Below are 18,848 nucleotides of genomic sequence, written 5' to 3'. Positions count from 1 at the left end.
TAGGTGACTTGGTCGCATTACCAATGCAGCGCAGCCTGATTGGCGCCCTCGCCACCACACGAAAACACCCCCGGCCCAACAGGACCGGGGGTGAATCGTTGGAACTAATTTAGTGCGAGTGCCCGTGATGGCCGTCGTCCTCGGACTCGGCGGGCTTCTCGACGATCGCGGTCTCGGTGGTGAGCACCATGCGTGCCACCGATGCGGCGTTGACGACCGCGGAGCGGGTCACCTTCACCGGGTCGATGACACCGTCGGCGATCAGGTCACCGTAGGTGAGCGTCGCGGCGTTGAAGCCGTGCCCGGCGGGCAGGCCCGACACCGTATTCACCACGACGGCACCGTCGTAGCCGGCATTGGTGGCGATCCAGAACAGCGGAGCCGACAGCGCCGAGGAGAACACCTCGACGCCCAGTGCCTCGTCACCCGACAGCGACGCGCGCAGCGAATCGAGGGACTTGCGGGCCTGAACCAGGGCGCTTCCGCCGCCGGCGACAATGCCCTCCTCGACGGCGGCCTTGGCCGCCGACACGGCGTCCTCCACCCGGTGCTTGCGCTCCTTAAGGGAGGTCTCGGTGGCCGCGCCGACCTTGATCACCGCGACACCGCCGGCCAACTTGGCCAGCCGCTCCTGCAGCTTCTCCCGGTCCCAGTCGGACTCGGAAGCCTCGATCTCGCTCTTGAGCTGCTTGACCCGGTTGGCGATCGCCTCCTGGGTGCCGCCGCCGTCGACGAGGACGGTGGAGTCCTTGGTGACGACGACGCGCCGGGCGGAGCCCAGCACCTCGAGGCCGGCCTCGCGCAGCAGCAGGCCCACGTCGGGGTTGACCACCTGACCGCCGGTGACGACGGCCAGATCGTCGAGGAACGCCTTGCGGCGGTCACCGAAGAACGGCGCCTTCACGGCGACGGCCTTGAGTGTCTTGCGGATGGCGTTGACCACCAGCGTCGACAGCGCCTCGCCTTCGACGTCCTCGGCCACGATCAGCAGCGGCTTGCCGGACTGGGCGACCTTCTCCAGCAACGGCAGCAGATCGGGTAGCGAGCTGACCTTGTCGCGATGCAGCAGCACCAGCGCGTCCTCGAGGACGGCCTCCTGCGAGTCGAAGTCGGTGACGAAGTAGGCCGAGATGAAGCCCTTGTCGAAGCCGACACCGTCGGTGACCTCCAGCTCGGTGTTCAAGGTCGAGGACTCCTCGACGCTCACCACGCCGTCAGCACCGACCTTGGTCATCGCCTCGCCGACCAGCTCGCCAACCTCCTCGTCGCGCGAGGACACGGTCGCGATCTGGCTGATACCGGTCTTGCCGGCCACCGGGGTGGCCGCGGCCAGCAGCGCCTCAGATACGACGTCGGCGGCGCGGCCGATGCCCAATCCCAGTGCGATCGGGTTGGCTCCCGCCGCGACGTTGCGCAGGCCGTGCTTGATCATGGCCTGGGCGAGCACGGTGGCGGTGGTGGTGCCGTCGCCGGCGACATCGTTGGTCTTGGTGGCCACCGATTTGACCAGCTGGGCGCCGAGGTTCTCGAACGGATCTTCCAGCTCGATTTCCCGGGCGATGGTCACGCCGTCGTTGGTGACCGTGGGGCCGCCGAAGGCCTTGGCGAGGACCACGTGGCGTCCACGCGGGCCCAGCGTCACCTTCACGGCGTCGGCAAGTTTGTCGACCCCGGCTTCCATTGCTCGCCGTGCGGTCTCGTTGAATTCGATCAGTTTGCTCATATGTCAGTCCTGATTTCGCTTAAGCGCGTTCCGCCCCGGAAACCACCCGTGCGGGCACGGGGATTTCCGGGGCGGTTCACGGTTGCTACTTGTTGACGACCGCCAGCACGTCGCGGGCCGACAGGATCAGGTACTCCTCGCCGTTGTACTTGATCTCGGTGCCGCCGTACTTGCTGTAGATGACGGTGTCGCCCTCGGCGACGTCCAGCGGAATCCGCTTCTCGCCGTCCTCGTCCCACCGGCCGGGGCCGACAGCGACAACGGTGCCTTCCTGCGGCTTCTCCTTGGCGGTGTCCGGGATGACCAGACCCGACGCGGTGGTCGTCTCGGCCTCATTGGCCTGAACGAGGATCTTGTCCTCGAGTGGCTTGATGTTCACGGCCACGATGGAGTCCTCCGTTAGTTAACTTGCGGCCGGGGCTAGTGCGCCCGGACCAGTCGGAATTACCAGGTGTTCGGCATACGTCCACACCCTCGCGCCGTCGTCGCGGGTGCCGGCACAGGGGTTGTCCGCCTGCCACCTAGCACTCTATACATGCGAGTGCTAGCACTCAAGGGTGGCCCGCTGCGGATTCGCCGTCGGCGTACCCCGCCGAGCAGGTGGCCTGCTCGTGGGCGACGCGACGGTCCCCGAAGAAGGCGATGACCAGGGCGTTGAACAGGTCGGCCCGTTCCCACTGCAGGAAGTGCCCGGCACCAGGCAACACGACCGGCCCGGTCCGGTTGGTGAACGCCACTTCGCAGGTGTGCAGGAACTCCGGGCCGACGACGTGGTCGTCCATCCCGTAGAGGATCAGGGTCGGCACGTCGACCTTGCGGTCCATGATCGGCGGCTCACTGACCGGCCTGCCGTAGGCCAACTGGTAGACGGCCCAGCCCGCGCGCAGCCGCTCCTCGGTGTCGAACGGTTCGGTCATGAACTCGACGTCGGCCGGGCTGAAGGTGCCCGGCGAGGCCCACAGCCGGTGTCCGTACATCTCGCCGACGTAGCGTCGGCGCTTGTCGGCGGTGTCCAGTTCGGCGGCGAGTTCGTCGGGGGTGGCGCCCTGGCGGTGCCGGTAGTCGCCGGTCGGCCCGTCGCTCAGGACCGCGGCCGGATCGATGCCGGCGGCGATGAAATCGTCGAAGACCAGCGGCGGCACGGTGTCGAAGAAGACCAGCTTGTCAACGAACCCGGGATAGCGGTGCAGTAGGTCCACCGCGACCACGCCGCCGACGTCACCGCCGAGCACCCCGCACCGCTGATGACCCAGGACGTCGTGGACCAGCAGGTAGACGTCGCGGCTGTAGGCGGCGATGTCGTAGACATCGGCCTGCGACAGCGCGGAGTCACCGTGCCCGCGCAGGTCCGGGGCGATCACCTCGTAGCCCGCCTCGGCCAGCGCGGCGATGTTGCGCCACCAGATGCGCTTGGTCTCGGGATAACCGTGCAGCAGGAGCAGCGGGTAGCCCCCGCTTCCTTCGTGGACGAACGCCAGCTCCAGCCCGTCGCGGCCCGGGCTGGCCGGCACCGTGCGGCGGTGAATCGTGAACGCGTCGGGTGCCGGGGTGGCCGGCTGGGCCGGACGCAGCGTCAGGTCATAGTGCATTCAGCGGCCGGGCCGGCTCATGCGACCTGGCCGGCGATGACCGGAAGGCCGGGGTCGCTCTTCACATCCAACGGCGAGGGCGCGGCACCGGCGGCGATCAGGTGCGCGGCGAACGAGGCGATCATCGCCCCATTGTCGGTGCACAGCCGCGGCCTCGGGATTCTTAGCGTCAAACCCGCTGCAGCACAACGCTCTTCGGCGAGCTCACGCAGCCGCGAGTTGGCTGCCACCCCGCCGGCGATCAGCAGCGTGGACGCCCCGAGTTCGGTGGCGGCCCGCACGGCCTTGGCGGTGAGCACATCGGCGACGGCTTCCTGGAACCCGGCGGCGATGTCGGCCGCCGGGGCGCCTGGGTGGCTTTCGACGTAGCGGGCGACGGCGGTCTTGAGCCCGGAGAAGGAGAACGCGAACCGTTCGTCGCGGGGGCCGGTCATACCGCGTGGGAAGTGGATCGCGTCCCGGTCGCCGGTGCGGGCCAGCTCGTCGAGGGCGCGGCCGCCCGGATAGCCCAGGCCCAGCAGCCGGGCCACCTTGTCGTAGGCCTCCCCCGCCGCGTCGTCGACGGTGCTGCCGAGTTCGACGATCGGCTCCCCGAGCGAGCGCACATGCAGCAGATGGGTGTGGCCGCCGGACACCAGCAGGCCGACGCATTCGGGCAGCGGGCCATGGTCGTAGACGTCGGCGGCCAGATGCCCGCCGAGGTGGTTGACGGCGTAGAACGGCACGCCCCACGCCGCGGCGTAGGCCTTGGCGGCGGCCACCCCGACCAGCAGGGCGCCGGCCAGACCGGGACCGATGGTGGCGGCGACAACGTCGGGTTTGTCGACCTCGGCAGCCCGCAGTGCGCGGCGCATGGTGGGCCCGAGCGCTTCGAGGTGGGCACGCGAGGCGATCTCGGGCACCACTCCGCCGAACCGGGCGTGCTCGTCGACGCTGGAGGCCACCTCGTCGGCGAGCAGCGTCACCGTTCCGTCGGCGTCGAGCCGGGCGATGCCGACTCCAGTTTCGTCACAAGAGCTTTCGATCGCCAAGATGATTGTTTCCGGCGGGCGGGAGCGCAGCGGCTCGAGGTTAGTCATGAGCTGCCCCCCGCCGCATGGTGTAAGCGTCGGCGCCGCTGACCCGGTAGTAACGCTTGCGCACGCCCATCTTCTCGAAGCCGAGGCTTTCGTAGAGCGCGATCGCCGGCTCGTTGTCGGTGCGGACCTCCAGGAACACCACCGAATCCGGGCCGACCGACGCCAGCAGTTCGGTCATCATCCGCCGCCCGATCCCCTGTCCCTGACAGGCCGGGTCCACCCCGACGGTGTGGATCTCGTACTCGAACGGTGGCGTACGGCCCAGCCGGGAGATGCCGGCGTAGCCGACCAGCTTGTCGTCCACCCGCGCGGCGACATACCGGTTGTGCGGCGCGGCCAGTTCACGAATGAAGGCGAAGTCCGGCCACGGGTCGTCGCCCTCGAACAGCAGGTTCTCCAGCTCAGCGCAGCGGGCGGCGTCGGTCTTGTGCAGCGGGCCGTATTCGACGTTCACGGACCCACCCCTTCGAGTCCGCGCTCGGCAAGCGTCTTGGCATCAGGGCGGCGCAGGTACAACGGCACCAGCGCGGCGGGTTCGGCGACCCAGTCCGAAACCGCGCTGACCAGGCCCAGGGCCGTCGGATAGGCGGGCTCGATCGCCGGCAGGTCGAACAGGGCGGCGTGCTCGGGTGATCCGGCCACCGCATCGGCCGTCCCGACCGGGACAGCGGCGGGAGCGGCCACGTCCGGGCCTTCGACGCGCACCCCGTCGCGGTACCGCGCCCAGTACACCTCGCGGCGGCGGGCATCGGTGACCACCAGCACCTCGCCGGTGGTCAGCACCCCGATGCCGTCGAGGCTGCACACCCCGTGGACCGGCCGGCCCAGCGCATGCCCGTAGGCGGCGGCGGTGGCCATCCCGACCCGCAGTCCGGTGAACGGTCCCGGTCCGCACCCCACGACGACGGCATCCAGCTCGGTCATGGTCAGCCCGGCCGACTCCACCGCGGTCACGACGTTGGGGGTCAGCATCTCGGCGTGCGCGCGGGCGTCGAGGGTGATGCGCTCACCGGCCAGCTCGAGGCCCGCGCCGCCGTCGCGGATCACCACCGCGGCGGTCACGGCCGGGGTGGCGGTGTCGAGGACCAGGACGGTGCGGATCATCCGCGGCTCCACTGCCATGTCGCGGTGCGGATCTCGCTGTCGGCGCAGCGCGTCAGGGTGATGTCGAGGTGGTTCTCGGAAAGCCGCTCGGCCAGCCCCTCGCCCCATTCGACCACCACGACAGCGCTGTCGAGATCGGTGTCGAGATCCAGTGAATCCAGCTCGGCCAGCAGGTCGGAACCGGTGTGTTCGAGCAGCCGGTAGACGTCGACGTGCACCAGCGCGGGGTGCTCGGGACGGCGGGCCCGGTGGACGCGGGCCAGCACGAACGTCGGCGAGGTCACCGGGCCTTCGACGTCCATGCCGAGCGCGATTCCCTTGGTGAGCGCGGTCTTTCCGGCCCCCAGCGGTCCGGACAGCACGACGACGTCGCCGGCCCGCAACTGCTCACCGAGCTGCGCGCCCCAGGCGATGGTGTCTTCGAGGGTGCGCAGCTCGCGGGTTCCGCTACCCAGCGCCGTCCTATCCACGGGCCCGGTCCTTGAGCCGCCGGGCGAAGGCCACGAGCTTGGACGGTGTCGCCCGTTCGACGAGGCGCACCAGCGCATCGTTGATCACCTCGGGCTGCTCGAGCTGCACGAGGTGACCGGCGCCGGCGACGACGACAAGTTCGGATTCGGGCAACACCGCGGCCATCTCCTCGGAGTGCACGACGGGAGTCAGCACGTCGTGGTCGCCGCAGGCGATCATCGTCGGAATCCGGGCCAGCACCGGCAGTGCCGCGCTTTCGTCGTGGACTTCCAGGGCGTGCAGGAATTCCACCAGGGTGGCGATGGGCGTGTCATGAATCATGTCCTCGGAGAACGCGACAACGCTGGGGCTCATCTGATCGCTGCCGTAGGAAGCGGTCCGCAGAATCGGTCGCAGCACCGAGCGGGCGGCACCGCGGGTGCGGTGGATCATCTTGGGTGCATAGCGGGCGGCGAAGCGCACCGCCTCCAGCGCCGGGTTCTGCAGGATCTCGCCCAGCGGGGAACGGGGCAGACCTTCGGCGGCCGACGAGATCAGCGCCGCCCCGACGATGCGGGTGCCGTATTGCTTCGGATACTGGCGGGCGTGCGAGAGCACCGTCATGCCACCCATCGAATGCCCGACGAGCACCACCGGCCCACGCGGAACCATCACTTGCAGAATCGTTTCCAGATCCTGGCCAAGCTGGGGAACCGTGTAGGTGTCGACCGGCCCGGCACCAGACTGGCCGTGGCCGCGCTGGTCGTAGAACACCATCCGGACCTGATCGCCCCACCGGTCGGCCAGCGCCGCCCGCTGAAAGTGAAACGAACCCATCCGCAGACAGAAACCGTGAGCGAACACCACGGTCAGCGGCGCGGTGATCGGACCGACCTCGCGCACCACTAGCGGGATGCCGTCCGGTGTGGTCACCACGCAGCCGCGGTCGGCGTCCAGCAGGGCGAAATCTTCACCGCGGTAGGCATCTTCGATGTAGGAGCGGTGCCCGAACGCCCGTGCGGCCGACAGGCCGGCGACGGTTCCGACCGCACTGAGTCCGGCCATCCCGGCCAGCAGCCCGGCCTTTCTGCCCACGCCGAGGCCGGGATTGTCGGCCTTGCGGGCCAGCCGCTCGGCGGTCTTCTCGGCGCGGCGCGCCAGCCGCTCGTCGATTCCGCGGCCGCGCTGGGGATTCGGCGTCGCTGTGGGGTCAGTGGCCACCTGTCTGAACCTCCCGATAGGTGCGCACGACCCGGCCGCGTGGGCTGGTGACGACCTCGTAGTGAATGGTGCCCAACAGGTCCGCCCAGTCCTGGACGGTCGGCTCACCGGATGTGCCCGGGCCGAACAGAATCGCTTCGTCACCTTCGGTGACGTCGGGCTGCCCGGGTCCCAGGTCGACGACGAACTGGTCCATGCAGACGCGGCCGACGCTGCGGCGCAGGCGCCCGTTGATGAGCACGTCGATGCGGCCGCCGAGCGTGCGATAGAGCCCGTCGGCATACCCGATCGGCAGCAACGCCAGGTTGGTGTCCTGCCTGGCGATCCAGGTGTGCCCGTAGGACACTCCGTCACCGGCCTTGATCGGCTTGACCATCGCCACTGCGCATTTCAGCGTCATCGCCGGGCGCAGGCCCATATCGCCGAGCTCGGGGATGGGGCTGAGCCCGTAGACCGCGATACCGGGACGGACCATGTCGAAAGCCAGATCGGGCCGCGTCATCGCCGACGGCGAGTTCGACAGGTGGGCCACCTCGAATTCGATTCCACGCCTGCGCGCTTCAGCCATCATCTCGGTAAAGCGCTGGGCCTGAAGGTCATTGAGCGGATCGTCGGGAACATCACCACTGGCAAGATGCGACATGATGCCGCGCAGCCGCACCGCATCCGCGGCCGCGGCGCGCTGCAGTTCGGTCAACACCGCCGGATAGTCGGCGGCGCTGACACCGTTGCGGCTCAATCCGGTGTCGACCTTGACGGTGACCTCGGCGGTGCGTCCGGTGCGTTCGACCGCGTCGAGCAGCTCACCGACCTGACGCACCGAGGACACCGCGATCTGCACATCGGCCGCCAACGCCGGGGCGAAATCGGTGCCGGGCGGATGCAGCCAGGCCAGCACCGGCGCGGTGATACCGGCGCGGCGCAGCGCCAACGCTTCGTCGATGGTCGCAACGCCGAGCTCGGCCGCGCCGGCGGCCACCGCGGCCCGGCCGGCCTCGACCGCTCCGTGCCCGTATGCGTCGGCCTTGACCACGGCCATCACCTGAGCGGGGCCCGCGTGCTCGCGCAAAACGCGCACATTGTCGGCGATCGCCCCAAGATCGACGAGCGCTTCGGCGCCGGGGCGCCCGTGGGATTGCGTCGACGGGGTCAACGATGTCGTGTGCATATTCATGTCACCGCCACCGATTGTCCCAGAACCCGGCGCGAACGCCTGCACAGGGCGCTGACCTGTCGTTTCGGGCCGCCGGCTGGCGGTACAGTCGTGAACGTGCGTGTGCTGTCGATGGACGACGCCGTGCTGGCCACGCGGCCCGGCCTCGACGGCCCGTCCGAGCAGCCGGCCCATTCCCGGATCGCCGCCTGGCTGGAGAAGCTCATCATGTCCGGGCGGTTGGCACCCGGCGACAAGCTGCCCGCCGAGGTCGAGATCGCCGGCGCGCTGGGAGTGAGCCGAATGACGCTGCGCCAGGCGCTGGCCGCCATCGAGGCCAAAGGCCTGATCCGGCGCAGCCGGGGCCGGTTCGGGGGCAATTTCGTCGAGACGCCGCGCCTGGAGTTCGACCACACCGGGCTGCCCGGGTTCACCGAGCAGCTGCGCCGGCTGGACATGTCGGCCGGCGCGCGGGTGGTCCGCGCGATGACCCGCCCACCGACCCCCGAGGTTCGTCAGGCGTTGGGCCTCAAACGCGGCGCACAGGTCCACGAGATCGTCCGCCTCCGGTCGGCGAACGGCACCCCGGTCCTGCTGGAGGAGACCTACGTGCCGGCGGCACGGTTCCCGGGCCTGTTGTCGGCCGACCTCACCGGTTCGGTGTACGCGCTGATGAGCGACGAGTTCGACACCCCGCTGTCCTCGGCCGACGAGCACATCGAGGCCACCCCGGCCACCGAGGCGGCGGCCGGGTTGCTGCAGGTCGCCACCGGCGACGCGCTGCTGCTGGTGACCCGCACCGCCTACGACCGCAGCGGTGTGCCGGTGGAGTTCTCCCATGACTACTTCCGCTCCGACCGCACCCGCATCCGGGTGAAGTCCGGCGTCGACGGCGGCCCGCAGGCCCGAGTGGAGACCTCGCCCGCGTCCTAGCCCGGCAGTCTCGGGAGCACGGGGCTGACGATGTGGGCCGATAGGCGCGGCACGATGGCAGGGGCGACCGCGATCAAGGCCTCGCTGGGTTCGACGCCGACCGCGATGCAGCGCATACCGGCGGCCAGCGCGCCTCGAACCCCGGGCACCGAGTCTTCGAAGACCACGACATCGCTGGGGTGACAACCCAGCTGGGCTGCCCCGGCCAGAAACCCCTCGGGATCGGGCTTACCGCGGGCGACGTCCTCCTCGGCGACGACGACGGTGATGAACTCACCCACCGGGCTGTTCGTCAGGACGGCCTGCACGTCCTCGCGCTGAGCGCCGGTGACGATGGCCAGCGGCACCTGATGTTCGGCGAGCAGCCGCACCAGGTGCACCGTGTCGGGCTGGATCGGATTGTCGTCGGCGACCAGTTCCCGATAGCGCCGCTTGCGCAGCTCCAGCAGGTCCTCGACATCGCGACCGCCGGTCCCGGTGATCTCCAGCGCCTTCTCGACGATCTCGCGGTCACTGTGGCCGAGTAGGTGGCGGTTGTAGTCGTCCTGGGTCATAGCCCAGTCGAGGTGCTCGTCGAACAGCTCACTGAAGATGCGGAACAGGATCGGCTCGTCGTCGGAGAGCGTCCCGTTGAAATCGAAGATCACCGCGGGATTGCGGGCCGCAGCCCAGTCCGCGATCAACCGATGAGCCAGCTGGGGATCCGGATTCGACGGCACGGCCGAGTCAAACATTGACACCGCCGTGAGTCAATAGTCTAGTCTTTTACAGCATGGCGTTCCTGTCCGACTCGGAACTGGATGCGCTGTTGGAACAGCTGCCCGCGCTGGCCGGCCAACCCCGCCGACTCGACGAGCTGTCGGGGGGTCTGACCAACCGCAACATCAAGATCACCACCCCGAGCGGCACCTACGTCGCCCGCTGCAGCGTCACCGTCAACCTGCTCGGCATCGACCGTGACAACGAGTACTTCAATAGCAAGGCCGCCGAAGAAGCCGGCGTCGGCGCCCCGGTGATCGACTATCGGCCCGATCTGGGCATCCTGTTGGTCGGCTTCCTCGAGGGCACCACCCTGACCAACGCCGACCTGCAGCGCCCCGACGTCCTGGCCCGGGTGGCGGCCGGATGCCGGGCACTGCACGCCGGGCCGCGCTTCCGCGACCGGTTCAACATGTTCGAACGCCAGCCGCACTACCTGAAGGTGGTACAGGAGAACGGGTTCCGGATCCCGGCCGACTACCTGGACTTCACCCCGGAATTCGCCTCGATCCAACGGATCCTGGACTCCACCGACCAGACCACCGTGCCATGCAACAACGACCTGCTGGCCGGGAACTTCGTCGACACCGGCAAGAAGGTGTGGCTGATCGACTACGAATACTCGGGCAACAACGATCCCTGCTTCGAACTGGGCAACCTCGCCGCCGAGTGCGGGTTGTCGACCGACCAGCTCGAGGATCTCGTCACGCAGTACTACGGCCGTCGGCTGCGGCACAAGACCGCGAGGGCCCGGCTGCAGGGCATCGTCGGCAAATACGGCTGGACGCTGTGGGGATGCATCCAGAATGGCTCCAGCGCTTTGGAATTCGACTTCTGGGAATGGGCGATGGAACGCTACGAGTCGGCAGTCGCCGAGTTCCGCGGACCCGACTTCACCCGCCTGCTCGACGACGCGCAGGCATCCGACTGAGGATAGGAACACATGTCCACCCAAGAGCTGCCCGGCCGCGCCCAGATCGTCATCATCGGCGGCGGCGTCATCGGGACCAGCGTTGCCTACCACCTGACCAAGCTCGGCCGCACCGATGTGGTTCTGCTGGAGCAGGGCCAGCTGTCGTGCGGGACGACATGGCACGCCGCGGGTCTGGTCGGCCAGCTGCGGGCGTCCGAAAGCGGCACCCGCCTGGTGCAGTACTCCACCCAGCTCTACGCCGAGCTGGAGGCCGAGACCGGGCTGAGCGCCGGCTACAAGCAGTGCGGCGGCGTGACGGTGGCCCGCACCGAGGACCGGATGACCCAGCTGCGGCGCACCGCCGCCAATGCGGCCGCCTACAACCTCGAGTGCGAACTGCTCAGTCCCGACGAGGCTTTCGAGCGCTACCCGGTGATGCGGGTCGAGGACCTGGTCGGGGCGATCTGGCTGCCCGCCGACGGCAAGGCCAACCCGACGGATCTGACGATGGCGCTGGCCAAGGGTGCCCGGCAGCGCGGCGCCAAGGTGTTCGAACACGTTCGGGTGCTCGACGTGCTCACCGCCGGCGGTCGGGTGACCGGGGTGCGCACCGACGCCGGTGAGATCGAGGCCGAGATCGTGGTCAATTGTGCCGGGCAGTGGGCCAAGGCGATCGGCGCGCTGGCCGGGGTGAACGTGCCGCTGTATTCCGCCGAGCACTTCTACGTCGTCACCGAGACGATCGCCGGCGTGCACCCCGACCTGCCGATCCTGCGCGATCCCGACGGCTACACCTACTTCAAGGAGGAGGTTGGCGGGCTGGTTATCGGCGGCTTCGAGCCGGAGGCCAAACCCTGGGTGGCACCGGATGCGATCCCCTACCCCTTCGAATTCCAGCTCCTCGAGGAGGATTGGGAGCACTTCGAGATCCTGATGGAGAACGCTCTGCTGCGGATCCCCGCCCTGGAGCACACCGGGCTGAAGAAGCTCTACAACGGCCCGGAGAGCTTCACCCCCGACAACCAGTTCATCCTGGGCGAGGCACCCAACTGCGCCAACTTCTTCGTCGGCGCCGGCTTCAACTCGGTGGGCATCGCCTCGGCCGGTGGCGCCGGGCGCGCCCTGGCGGAGTGGATCGTCGCCGGCTCGCCCACCACTGACCTGACCGGGGTGGACATCCGTCGCTTCGCCCCGTTCAACGGCAACGTCGCCTGGTTGCACGACCGGGTCGCCGAGATCCTCGGCGTGCACTACGAGATCCCCTGGCCCAACCGGGAGCTGGCGACCGCCCGGCCGTTCCGCCGCTCGCCGGTGCACCACCTCCTGGCCGCCGCGGGCGCCAACTTCGGCAGCCGGATGGGCTGGGAGCGCGCGAACTTCTTCGCCCCGCCCGGCAATGAGCCGGTCATCGAATACTCCTGGGGCAAGCAGAACTGGCTGCCCTGGTCGGCGGCCGAGCAGGTCACCACGCGCACGGCGGTGACGGTGTTCGACCAGACCTCGTTCTCCAAGTACGTGCTGGCCGGTCCCGGTGCCGAACAAGCGCTGCAATGGTTGTGCACCGCCGATGTGGCTGTGCCGGTGGGCAAGTCGGTGTACACCGGCATGCTCAACGAGCGCGGCACCTACGAATCCGATGTCACCGTCACCCGCACCGGCGTGCAGGAGTACCTGATCGTCAGCAGCGCGGCCACCACCGAGCGGGACAAGGACCACATCCGCAAGAACCTGCCGGCTGGCGCGCAGGCCGAGCTGGTCGACGTCACGTCGTCAATGGCGGTGTTCGGCGTGATGGGGCCCAAGTCGCGGGAACTGCTGGAAGGCCTCACCGACGCCGACCTGTCCGACTCGGCGTTCCCGTTCGCCACCAGTCAGGTGATCTCCCTGGGTTATGCGACGGTGCGGGCGACCCGCATTACCTATGTCGGCGAATTGGGTTGGGAGCTCTACGTTCCCACCGAGTTCGCGGTGGGTGTCTACGAGGACCTGATGGTGGCGGGCGCGAAGTTCGGCATCGGCCGCGGCGGGTACTACGCCATCGATTCTCTGCGGCTGGAGAAGGGTTACCGGGCGTTCGGGCGCGAGCTGACCCCCGGCGACAACCCGGTCGAGGCGGGCCTGCTGTTCGCCTGCAAGCTCAAGACCGATATCGATTTCCTCGGCCGCTCCGCGGTGGAGAAGGCCAAGGCGCAGGGACCGCGCCGCCGGCTGGTGAGCTTCGCCGTCGATTCCAGCGAGCCGATGCTCTGGGGTGGCGAGCTCATCCTGCGCGACGGCGCGGTTGCCGGTCAGGTCAGTTCGGCGGCCTGGGGCGAGACCACCGGCGCCTGCGTCGGACTCGGCTATGTCCGCTCCCCCGACGACGCGGTGATCACCCTGGACTGGCTGCGCGCGGGGTCCTACTCCGTCAACGTCGGCGGCCAGATCTACCCGATCACCGTGTCACTCAAGGCGATCTACGATCCGGCCAACGAGCGGGTGCGCTGACTCAGTGCGCGAAGTGCTCCTGGGTGAAGTGCCCACCGGGCTTGATCGCGTCGAGGTTCTTGAGCACCGCGTTGAGGTCCTCCCACAGCGACCGGGCGAGGTCGGCGGAGAAACCCTCGCGCACGACGACCCGTAGCACCGAAATGTCCTCGGCACCATCGGGCATGGTGTAGGCCGGCACCTGCCAGCCGTAGGAACGCAGCCCCGCCGAGACGTCGAACTCGGTGTAGCCGAAATCGCCCTTCAACCGGAACGCCACCACCGGGATCGCCGAGCCGTCGGAGATCACCTCGAAGTGCTGGCAGTCCTCGAGCCGATCGGACAGCCACCGTGCGGTCGCCGACAGACACTGCATCACATGGGTGTAGCCGGCCCGGCCCAGCCGCAGGAAGTTGTAGTACTGGCCGACCACCTGATTGCCGGGCCGGGAGAAGTTCAGTGTGAACGTCGGCATGTCACCGCCGAGGTAGTTGACCCTGAACACCAGATCCTCGGGCAGCTGATCGGCGTTGCGCCACACCACGAATCCGAGGCCCGGATAGGTCAGGCCGTACTTGTGGCCGCTGACGTTGATCGACGCCACCCGCGGCAGCCGGAAATCCCACTTCAGGTCGGGGTGCAGGAAGGGCACCACGAATCCGCCGCTGGCCGCGTCGACGTGCACCGGGATGTCGAGCCCCTTGTCCTGCTGCAGCTGGTCCAGGGCGGCGCAAATGTCGGCGATCGGTTCCAGCTCACCGGTGTAGGTGGTGCCCAGGATGCCCACCACCCCGATGGTGTCCTCGTCGACGTGTTCGAGAACCTGCTCGGGGGTGATCACGTAGCGGTCCTGCGCCATCGGCAGGTAGCGCGGCTCGACTTCGAAGTAGCGGCAGAACTTCTCCCACACCACCTGGACATTGGAGCCCATCACCAGGTTGGGGGTCCGAGACTTCCACGCGTCGGCGTCGGTGGCCGACACCCGTTCCTTCCACCGCCACTTCAGTGCCAGCCCGCCGAGCATCACGGCCTCCGATGACCCGATCGTGGACACGCCGACGGCACTGGCGGCGTCGTCGTCGCGCAGGTTCTCGGCATGGAATAGATCGGCGACCATGGAGACACAACGGGTTTCGATGGCGGCGGTGGCCGGATACTCATCTTTGTCGATCATGTTCTTGTCGAACGTCTCGGCCATCAGCTTCTCGGCCTCGGGGTCCATCCAGGTGGTGACGAACGTGGCGAGGTTGAGCCGGGAGCTGCCGTCGAGCATCAACTCGTCGTGGATGAACCGATACGCCGCAGCCGGTTCCATCGACTCGACGGGCAACCGCAGCGACGGCACCGGATCGGTGGACAGCCGTCCCGTGTAGGCGGGTGCGATCGAGGGGGAACGGTACTTGACGTGCGGCATGCGGATCCTTCTCTCTAGAGCGTTGCGACGGCTTGACGGATGTGGGCCAGGATGCGGGAGGCCGATGTGGGCACCGGTGCCGGGCCGGGGTCGGCGGCCGAGGCGTTGGCGGCGCGGGCGTGCACGAATGCCGCCGCTGCAGCCGCCTCGATCGGTGGCAGGCCCGAGGCCAGCAGCGCGCCGATCATGCCGGAGAGCACGTCACCGGATCCCGCGGTCGCTGCCCACGCCCCACCGGCCGGGTTGAGATACACCGGCCCGGACGCCGCTGATCCCCGGCTCCTGCCCGTCGGATCGGCGATGACCGTGACGTTGCCCTTCAATAGCACTGTGGCGCCCAGGGCGTCGGCGAGCCGGCGGGTTGCCGCCACCCGGTCCTCCCCCGGGGCGGCTCCGCTGCTCAATGTCGCCGGCAGGGCGGCTCCGGCTAGCCTGGCGAACTCACCGGCGTGCGGGGTGAGCACCGTGGGCGCCTGGCGGTCGGTCACCAGATGCGGATGCGCAGACAGAATGGTGAGCGCGTCGGCGTCGACGATCACCGGCAGGTCGGTGCTGAGCGCGAAAGTCAATGCTGCGAGACCATTTTCATCGGTACCCAAGCCGGGTCCGACAACCCACGCCTGAACGCGGCCGGCGGCCTGCGGGCTCGGCGCGGCCACCACCTCGGGCCAGTGCGACACCACCTCGGCCGCCGCGGACCCGGCGTAGCGCTTCATGCCCGAGGTGGTGGCCACCGCGGCCCCGGTGCACAGGATCGCCGCACCGGGGTAGGTGGACGAGCCGGCCAGGATTCCGGTGACCCCCTGGGAGTACTTGTCGTCGCGGGCACCAGGCTTGGGCCAGCGGGCCTTGACGTCGTCCGCCTCGAACCCGAGCAGGTCGGTGCTCGGCAGGTCCAGCCCGATGTCGACGAGTTCGACCCGGCCGCAATCGGCCAGGGCGTGCACTGGCTTGAGGCCGCCGAACGTCACCGTGAGTGCGGCGCGCACGGCCGGGCCGGTGATCGCACCGGTGTGCACGTCGATACCGCTGGGGATGTCGACGGCGACCACCGGGATTCCGGCCGCATCGACCGCGGCGAACACCGCGGCGGCGGCCGGACGCAGCGGACCCGTGCCGGAGATCCCCACCACGCCGTCGATCACCAGATCGGTCGAGGGTGCGACGGCGGGCACCACTCGGCCGCCGGCCGCGCGGAACGCCGCCAAGGCGGCGGGATGGGTGTGGTCCGGACTCAGCAGTACCGCACTGGCCGCCGCGCCGCGACGGCGCAGGAAGGTCGCCGACCACAGCGCGTCACCGCCGTTGTCGCCGGAGCCGACCACGGCGCAGACATGCCGGCCGGCCACCGCGCCGGTTCGGTGTCGCAACTCCGCGGCGATCGCGGTGGCCAGACCGTAGGCGGCGCGGCGCATCAGCACACCGTCGGGCAGGCTGGCCAGCAGGGGCGCCTCGGCGGCGCGGATCGCGTCGGCGGTGTAGTAGTGCCGCATCGGCACCAAGGTTACGTGGTGGACGGGCGGTGGCAGCGAACTCCGACACAGTGTTCACCCGGATCCACACTGTTCGACGAATGGCCGGATGTGCGCTCAGGGCGTCGAGTGTGCGCTCAGGGCGAGAATCTCGCCTCAACCCCGCCGCCGGTGCACCGCCGAATGCGTCAGCGCACAGTCGATGACCTGGCGCTCAGCAGCTCACCGCGCCGCCATCAGTTCGGCCCGGGTGGGCTGGGCTGCCGTGCCGCCCACCCCACGGGTGGACAGGCTCCCGCACAGCACGGCTCTGGCCAGACACTGCGCACCGGAGAGCCCGTCGAGCATCCCACTGATGAATCCGGCGTCGAACGAGTCACCCGCTCCGGTGGTGTCGACCGGGGCGATGGGCGGGGCTGCCACGGTGACCGGGTCGGCGGAGGGCTCCCACAACGTTCCGCCCGCGGCGCCGTTCTTCAGCGCGACCCGACATCCGGTCCCGGTGATCTGCCGGGCCGCCTCGTCGAGGTCAGCGCGGCCGGTCAGCGCCAGCAACTCGGCGGCATTGGGCAATACGACGTCGGACTGGGCGAGCAGCGCCGTGACACCGGACCACTGGCCGGCCGGGTCCCAGTTGGTGTCGACCGAGGTACCGGCCCCGGCCGAGCGTGCGGCGGCGAATACCGCGGGCAGGTGCGGCGCCAGCCGCGGCAGCAGGAACAGCGAGGCGCTGTGCACGTGGCGCACCCGGGAGACCAGATCGGCGTCGACGATCTCGGGTCCGGTGCTCGCCAGCGTCCCCGGGTAGGTCAGGATCGCGCGATCGCCCGCAGAGAGCACCACGGTGACCGCGGTGGCCGTGTGGGGATCGGTGCGGATCCACCGGGTGTCGACGCCGGCCCCGGCGAGTTGTTCGATGACGAAGGCGCCGAACACGTCGTCGCCGACGACCGCGGCCAGCGCGGTGGGGACCCCCAGCCGGGCCAGTCCGCACGCCACAATCCCCGCCGAGCTGCCCAACACCAGGTCGGCCGAGTCGACGAGCTTCTCCGCCTGTCCGAATCGGGGCACCACGTCGCCGGTAAGGACCAGGTCCGGATTGGCGTCACCGATCACCAACACCTCAGGTGTGCGCATGCCCCATCTTCCGTCAGCCGGTAATCGCGCACGAATGCGCACAACTGCACGCTCAATATTGAGTGATCTGCGCGAAATGAGCAATACTGCTGGGATGAAACCCACGATCGTGATCATCGGAGCCGGCAGCGTCGTGTTCACCCGGGAGCTGCTCGGGGACATCCTGTCCTTTCCCGAGCTGACCGAAGTCCGGGTCGTGCTGCATGACATCGACGCCGAACGGCTGGCGACGGCGGAGGCGATCGCGCACGCCACCGCGCGTGCCGCGAACGCCCACCCGGAGGTCCTTTCCACCACCGACCGGCGCCGAGCCCTCGAGGGTGCCGACTACGTCATCAATGTCATCCAGGTCGGCATGCACGAAGCGACCGTGCGTGACTTCGAGATCCCGGCCCGCTACGGCCTCAACCAGACCATCGCGGACACGATCGGTATCGGCGGTATTTTCCGCGGGCTGCGAACCTTCCCCGTGCTGGCGGGCATCGCCGCCGACATGGCCGAGGTATGTCCCGAGGCCTGGCTGCTGAACTACACCAACCCGATGGCCATGAACGTCACCTACCTGCATCACGTCGCGCCCCAGTTGAAGGTGCTGGGCCTGTGCCATTCGGTGTACTGGACGATGGTCGGGCTCTGCGAGCTCATCGACGTGCCGTTCGACGAATGCTCCTACTGGTCGGCGGGGGTCAACCATCAGGCGTGGGTGCTGCGCTGGGAACGCGACGGCGTGGACCTGTATCCGCGGCTGGACGAACGCATCGAGGCCGACCCCGAACTTCGCAGGCGCGTCCGCATCGACATGTACCGGCGGCTGGGCTACTACCCCACCGAGACCAGCGAGCACTCCAGCGAGTACCTGCCGTGGTACCTGCGGCACCCCACCGAGGTGGACCGGCTGCGCCTGCACATCGGCGAATACATCGACATCAGCGCGGCGAACCTGGCCGAGTACGCCAGCGTGCGCGCCGAGTTGGCCAGCGCCGACTCGCTGCCCATCGACTCCAGTTCCACCGAGTACGCCCCGCAGGTCATTCACTCGATGGAAACCGGTGCGACACGCATCATTTCGGCCAACGTCGTCAACGACGGCCTGATCACCAACCTGCCGGACGGGGTCGCCGTCGAGGTTCCCACGGTGATCGACAAACTGGGCGCCCATCCGGTCAGGGTCGGCGACCTGCCGCCGCAATGCGCCGCCCTCAACCGCACTCATATCGGTCCGGGTGAGCTCACCGTTCGTGCCGCCGTCGACGAGGACCCGCGACTGGTGCGGGTGGCGGCCATGGTGGACCCCAATACCGCCGCATCGCTGACCGTGGATCAGATCTGGCAGCTGTGCGACGAACTGACCGAGGCACACGGGTCACTGTTGCCGCGTGCCCTGCGGACAGCGGTGCGGCCTTAGCACGATGATCATTTTTGTTTATTTTTTGCG

General features: G+C 68.8%; 17 protein-coding genes. 4 read left to right on the top strand and 13 right to left on the bottom strand.

Annotated elements, in window-relative coordinates:
- Nucleotides 1–109: 109 nt before the first annotated feature.
- From groL to alr, 9 genes are all read right to left on the bottom strand, one after another.
- The gene (gene groL / locus ADBZ9K_RS13235; protein WP_526621189.1) at nucleotides 110–1,723 is read right to left on the bottom strand and encodes a chaperonin GroEL; all 1,614 of its coding nucleotides are present in this window, start codon (nucleotides 1,721–1,723) and stop codon (nucleotides 110–112) included.
- A gap of 85 nt (nucleotides 1,724–1,808) precedes the next feature.
- Complete coding sequence (gene groES / locus ADBZ9K_RS13230) at nucleotides 1,809–2,111, bottom strand: co-chaperone GroES (protein ID WP_036346100.1); 303 nt, start codon at nucleotides 2,109–2,111, stop codon at nucleotides 1,809–1,811.
- Nucleotides 2,112–2,274: 163 nt separating this feature from the next.
- Nucleotides 2,275–3,312, bottom strand: a complete 1,038-nt coding sequence (locus ADBZ9K_RS13225; RefSeq protein ID WP_526621187.1) for an alpha/beta fold hydrolase — start codon at nucleotides 3,310–3,312, stop codon at nucleotides 2,275–2,277.
- Nucleotides 3,313–3,329: 17 nt separating this feature from the next.
- Nucleotides 3,330–4,391: a tRNA (adenosine(37)-N6)-threonylcarbamoyltransferase complex transferase subunit TsaD gene (gene tsaD, locus ADBZ9K_RS13220; RefSeq protein WP_526621185.1), complete on the bottom strand. Its 1,062-nt coding sequence runs from the start codon at nucleotides 4,389–4,391 to the stop codon at nucleotides 3,330–3,332.
- Complete coding sequence (gene rimI, locus ADBZ9K_RS13215; RefSeq protein ID WP_526621183.1) at nucleotides 4,384–4,845, bottom strand: ribosomal protein S18-alanine N-acetyltransferase; 462 nt, start codon at nucleotides 4,843–4,845, stop codon at nucleotides 4,384–4,386. Before rimI ends, tsaD begins: the two co-directional genes overlap by 8 nt.
- Nucleotides 4,842–5,495: a tRNA (adenosine(37)-N6)-threonylcarbamoyltransferase complex dimerization subunit type 1 TsaB gene (gene tsaB / locus ADBZ9K_RS13210; protein WP_526621181.1), complete on the bottom strand. Its 654-nt coding sequence runs from the start codon at nucleotides 5,493–5,495 to the stop codon at nucleotides 4,842–4,844. Before tsaB ends, rimI begins: the two co-directional genes overlap by 4 nt.
- A complete protein-coding gene (gene tsaE, locus ADBZ9K_RS13205) occupies nucleotides 5,492–6,043 on the bottom strand; it encodes a tRNA (adenosine(37)-N6)-threonylcarbamoyltransferase complex ATPase subunit type 1 TsaE (RefSeq protein WP_526621179.1) in 552 nt (183 codons plus the stop codon). Before tsaE ends, tsaB begins: the two co-directional genes overlap by 4 nt.
- Nucleotides 5,958–7,010 (bottom strand): alpha/beta fold hydrolase, encoded by a 1,053-nt coding sequence (locus ADBZ9K_RS13200; protein ID WP_526622615.1) that lies wholly within the window; start codon nucleotides 7,008–7,010, stop codon nucleotides 5,958–5,960. The genes tsaE and ADBZ9K_RS13200 overlap by 86 nt, the downstream gene beginning before the upstream one ends.
- Before the next feature lie 145 nt (nucleotides 7,011–7,155).
- Nucleotides 7,156–8,334: an alanine racemase gene (alr, locus tag ADBZ9K_RS13195; RefSeq protein WP_526622613.1), complete on the bottom strand. Its 1,179-nt coding sequence runs from the start codon at nucleotides 8,332–8,334 to the stop codon at nucleotides 7,156–7,158.
- Between the two features lie 102 nt (nucleotides 8,335–8,436).
- Between alr and ADBZ9K_RS13190 the strand changes: the two genes are divergently transcribed.
- Nucleotides 8,437–9,252 (top strand): GntR family transcriptional regulator, encoded by an 816-nt coding sequence (locus ADBZ9K_RS13190; protein WP_526621178.1) that lies wholly within the window; start codon nucleotides 8,437–8,439, stop codon nucleotides 9,250–9,252.
- On the opposite strand, the gene ADBZ9K_RS13185 is transcribed toward ADBZ9K_RS13190, so the two are convergent.
- Nucleotides 9,249–9,986 carry an HAD family hydrolase gene (locus tag ADBZ9K_RS13185; protein WP_526621176.1) on the bottom strand — a complete coding sequence of 246 codons (738 nt, stop codon included), beginning with the start codon at nucleotides 9,984–9,986 and terminating at the stop codon, nucleotides 9,249–9,251. The genes ADBZ9K_RS13190 and ADBZ9K_RS13185 overlap by 4 nt on opposite strands.
- A 38-nt stretch (nucleotides 9,987–10,024) precedes the next feature.
- Here ADBZ9K_RS13185 and ADBZ9K_RS13180 point away from each other — a divergent pair, with 38 nt between their 5' ends.
- Nucleotides 10,025–10,942 carry a phosphotransferase gene (locus tag ADBZ9K_RS13180; RefSeq protein ID WP_526621174.1) on the top strand — a complete coding sequence of 306 codons (918 nt, stop codon included), beginning with the start codon at nucleotides 10,025–10,027 and terminating at the stop codon, nucleotides 10,940–10,942.
- A gap of 12 nt (nucleotides 10,943–10,954) precedes the next feature.
- Nucleotides 10,955–13,411, top strand: a complete 2,457-nt coding sequence (locus tag ADBZ9K_RS13175; RefSeq protein WP_526621172.1) for an FAD-dependent oxidoreductase — start codon at nucleotides 10,955–10,957, stop codon at nucleotides 13,409–13,411.
- A gap of 1 nt (nucleotide 13,412) precedes the next feature.
- On the opposite strand, the gene gad is transcribed toward ADBZ9K_RS13175, so the two are convergent.
- From gad to ADBZ9K_RS13160, 3 genes are all read right to left on the bottom strand, one after another.
- The gene (gene gad / locus ADBZ9K_RS13170; protein ID WP_526621170.1) at nucleotides 13,413–14,804 is read right to left on the bottom strand and encodes a glutamate decarboxylase; all 1,392 of its coding nucleotides are present in this window, start codon (nucleotides 14,802–14,804) and stop codon (nucleotides 13,413–13,415) included.
- 14 nt (nucleotides 14,805–14,818) lie between these two features.
- Nucleotides 14,819–16,297, bottom strand: a complete 1,479-nt coding sequence (locus tag ADBZ9K_RS13165) for an NAD(P)H-hydrate dehydratase (protein ID WP_526621168.1) — start codon at nucleotides 16,295–16,297, stop codon at nucleotides 14,819–14,821.
- A 201-nt stretch (nucleotides 16,298–16,498) separates the two neighbouring features.
- Nucleotides 16,499–17,413, bottom strand: coding sequence for a carbohydrate kinase family protein (locus ADBZ9K_RS13160; protein WP_526621166.1), 915 nt, complete (start codon nucleotides 17,411–17,413; stop codon nucleotides 16,499–16,501).
- Between the two features lie 94 nt (nucleotides 17,414–17,507).
- Between ADBZ9K_RS13160 and ADBZ9K_RS13155 the strand changes: the two genes are divergently transcribed.
- Nucleotides 17,508–18,818, top strand: coding sequence for an alpha-glucosidase/alpha-galactosidase (locus ADBZ9K_RS13155; protein WP_526621164.1), 1,311 nt, complete (start codon nucleotides 17,508–17,510; stop codon nucleotides 18,816–18,818).
- Nucleotides 18,819–18,848 lie beyond the last annotated feature (30 nt).

This window comes from Mycobacterium sp. (assembly GCF_965229265.1).
Lineage (GTDB): Bacteria > Actinomycetota > Actinomycetes > Mycobacteriales > Mycobacteriaceae > Mycobacterium.
Note: the sequence above shows the minus strand (reverse complement) of the source record. Positions and strands in the feature narration are given on the sequence as shown.

Bases quoted from the DNA above. Each gene is read 5' to 3' on its own strand.
- tsaD (WP_526621185.1), bottom strand. From the start codon at position 4,391: ATGACTAACCTCGAGCCGCTGCGCTCCCGCCCGCCGGAAACAATCATC.
- ADBZ9K_RS13160 (WP_526621166.1), bottom strand. From the start codon at position 17,413: ATGCGCACACCTGAGGTGTTGGTGATCGGTGACGCCAATCCGGACCTG.
- alr (WP_526622613.1), bottom strand. From the start codon at position 8,334: ATGCACACGACATCGTTGACCCCGTCGACGCAATCCCACGGGCGCCCC.
- ADBZ9K_RS13155 (WP_526621164.1), top strand. From the start codon at position 17,508: ATGAAACCCACGATCGTGATCATCGGAGCCGGCAGCGTCGTGTTCACC.
- ADBZ9K_RS13200 (WP_526622615.1), bottom strand. From the start codon at position 7,010: ATGGCCGGACTCAGTGCGGTCGGAACCGTCGCCGGCCTGTCGGCCGCA.
- tsaB (WP_526621181.1), bottom strand. From the start codon at position 5,495: ATGATCCGCACCGTCCTGGTCCTCGACACCGCCACCCCGGCCGTGACC.
- ADBZ9K_RS13185 (WP_526621176.1), bottom strand. From the start codon at position 9,986: ATGTTTGACTCGGCCGTGCCGTCGAATCCGGATCCCCAGCTGGCTCAT.
- ADBZ9K_RS13165 (WP_526621168.1), bottom strand. From the start codon at position 16,297: ATGCGGCACTACTACACCGCCGACGCGATCCGCGCCGCCGAGGCGCCC.
- ADBZ9K_RS13180 (WP_526621174.1), top strand. From the start codon at position 10,025: ATGGCGTTCCTGTCCGACTCGGAACTGGATGCGCTGTTGGAACAGCTG.
- tsaE (WP_526621179.1), bottom strand. From the start codon at position 6,043: ATGCGCTGGTGCGCCTCGTCGAACGGGCGACACCGTCCAAGCTCGTGG.
- gad (WP_526621170.1), bottom strand. From the start codon at position 14,804: ATGCCGCACGTCAAGTACCGTTCCCCCTCGATCGCACCCGCCTACACG.
- groL (WP_526621189.1), bottom strand. From the start codon at position 1,723: ATGAGCAAACTGATCGAATTCAACGAGACCGCACGGCGAGCAATGGAA.
- ADBZ9K_RS13175 (WP_526621172.1), top strand. From the start codon at position 10,955: ATGTCCACCCAAGAGCTGCCCGGCCGCGCCCAGATCGTCATCATCGGC.
- ADBZ9K_RS13225 (WP_526621187.1), bottom strand. From the start codon at position 3,312: ATGCACTATGACCTGACGCTGCGTCCGGCCCAGCCGGCCACCCCGGCA.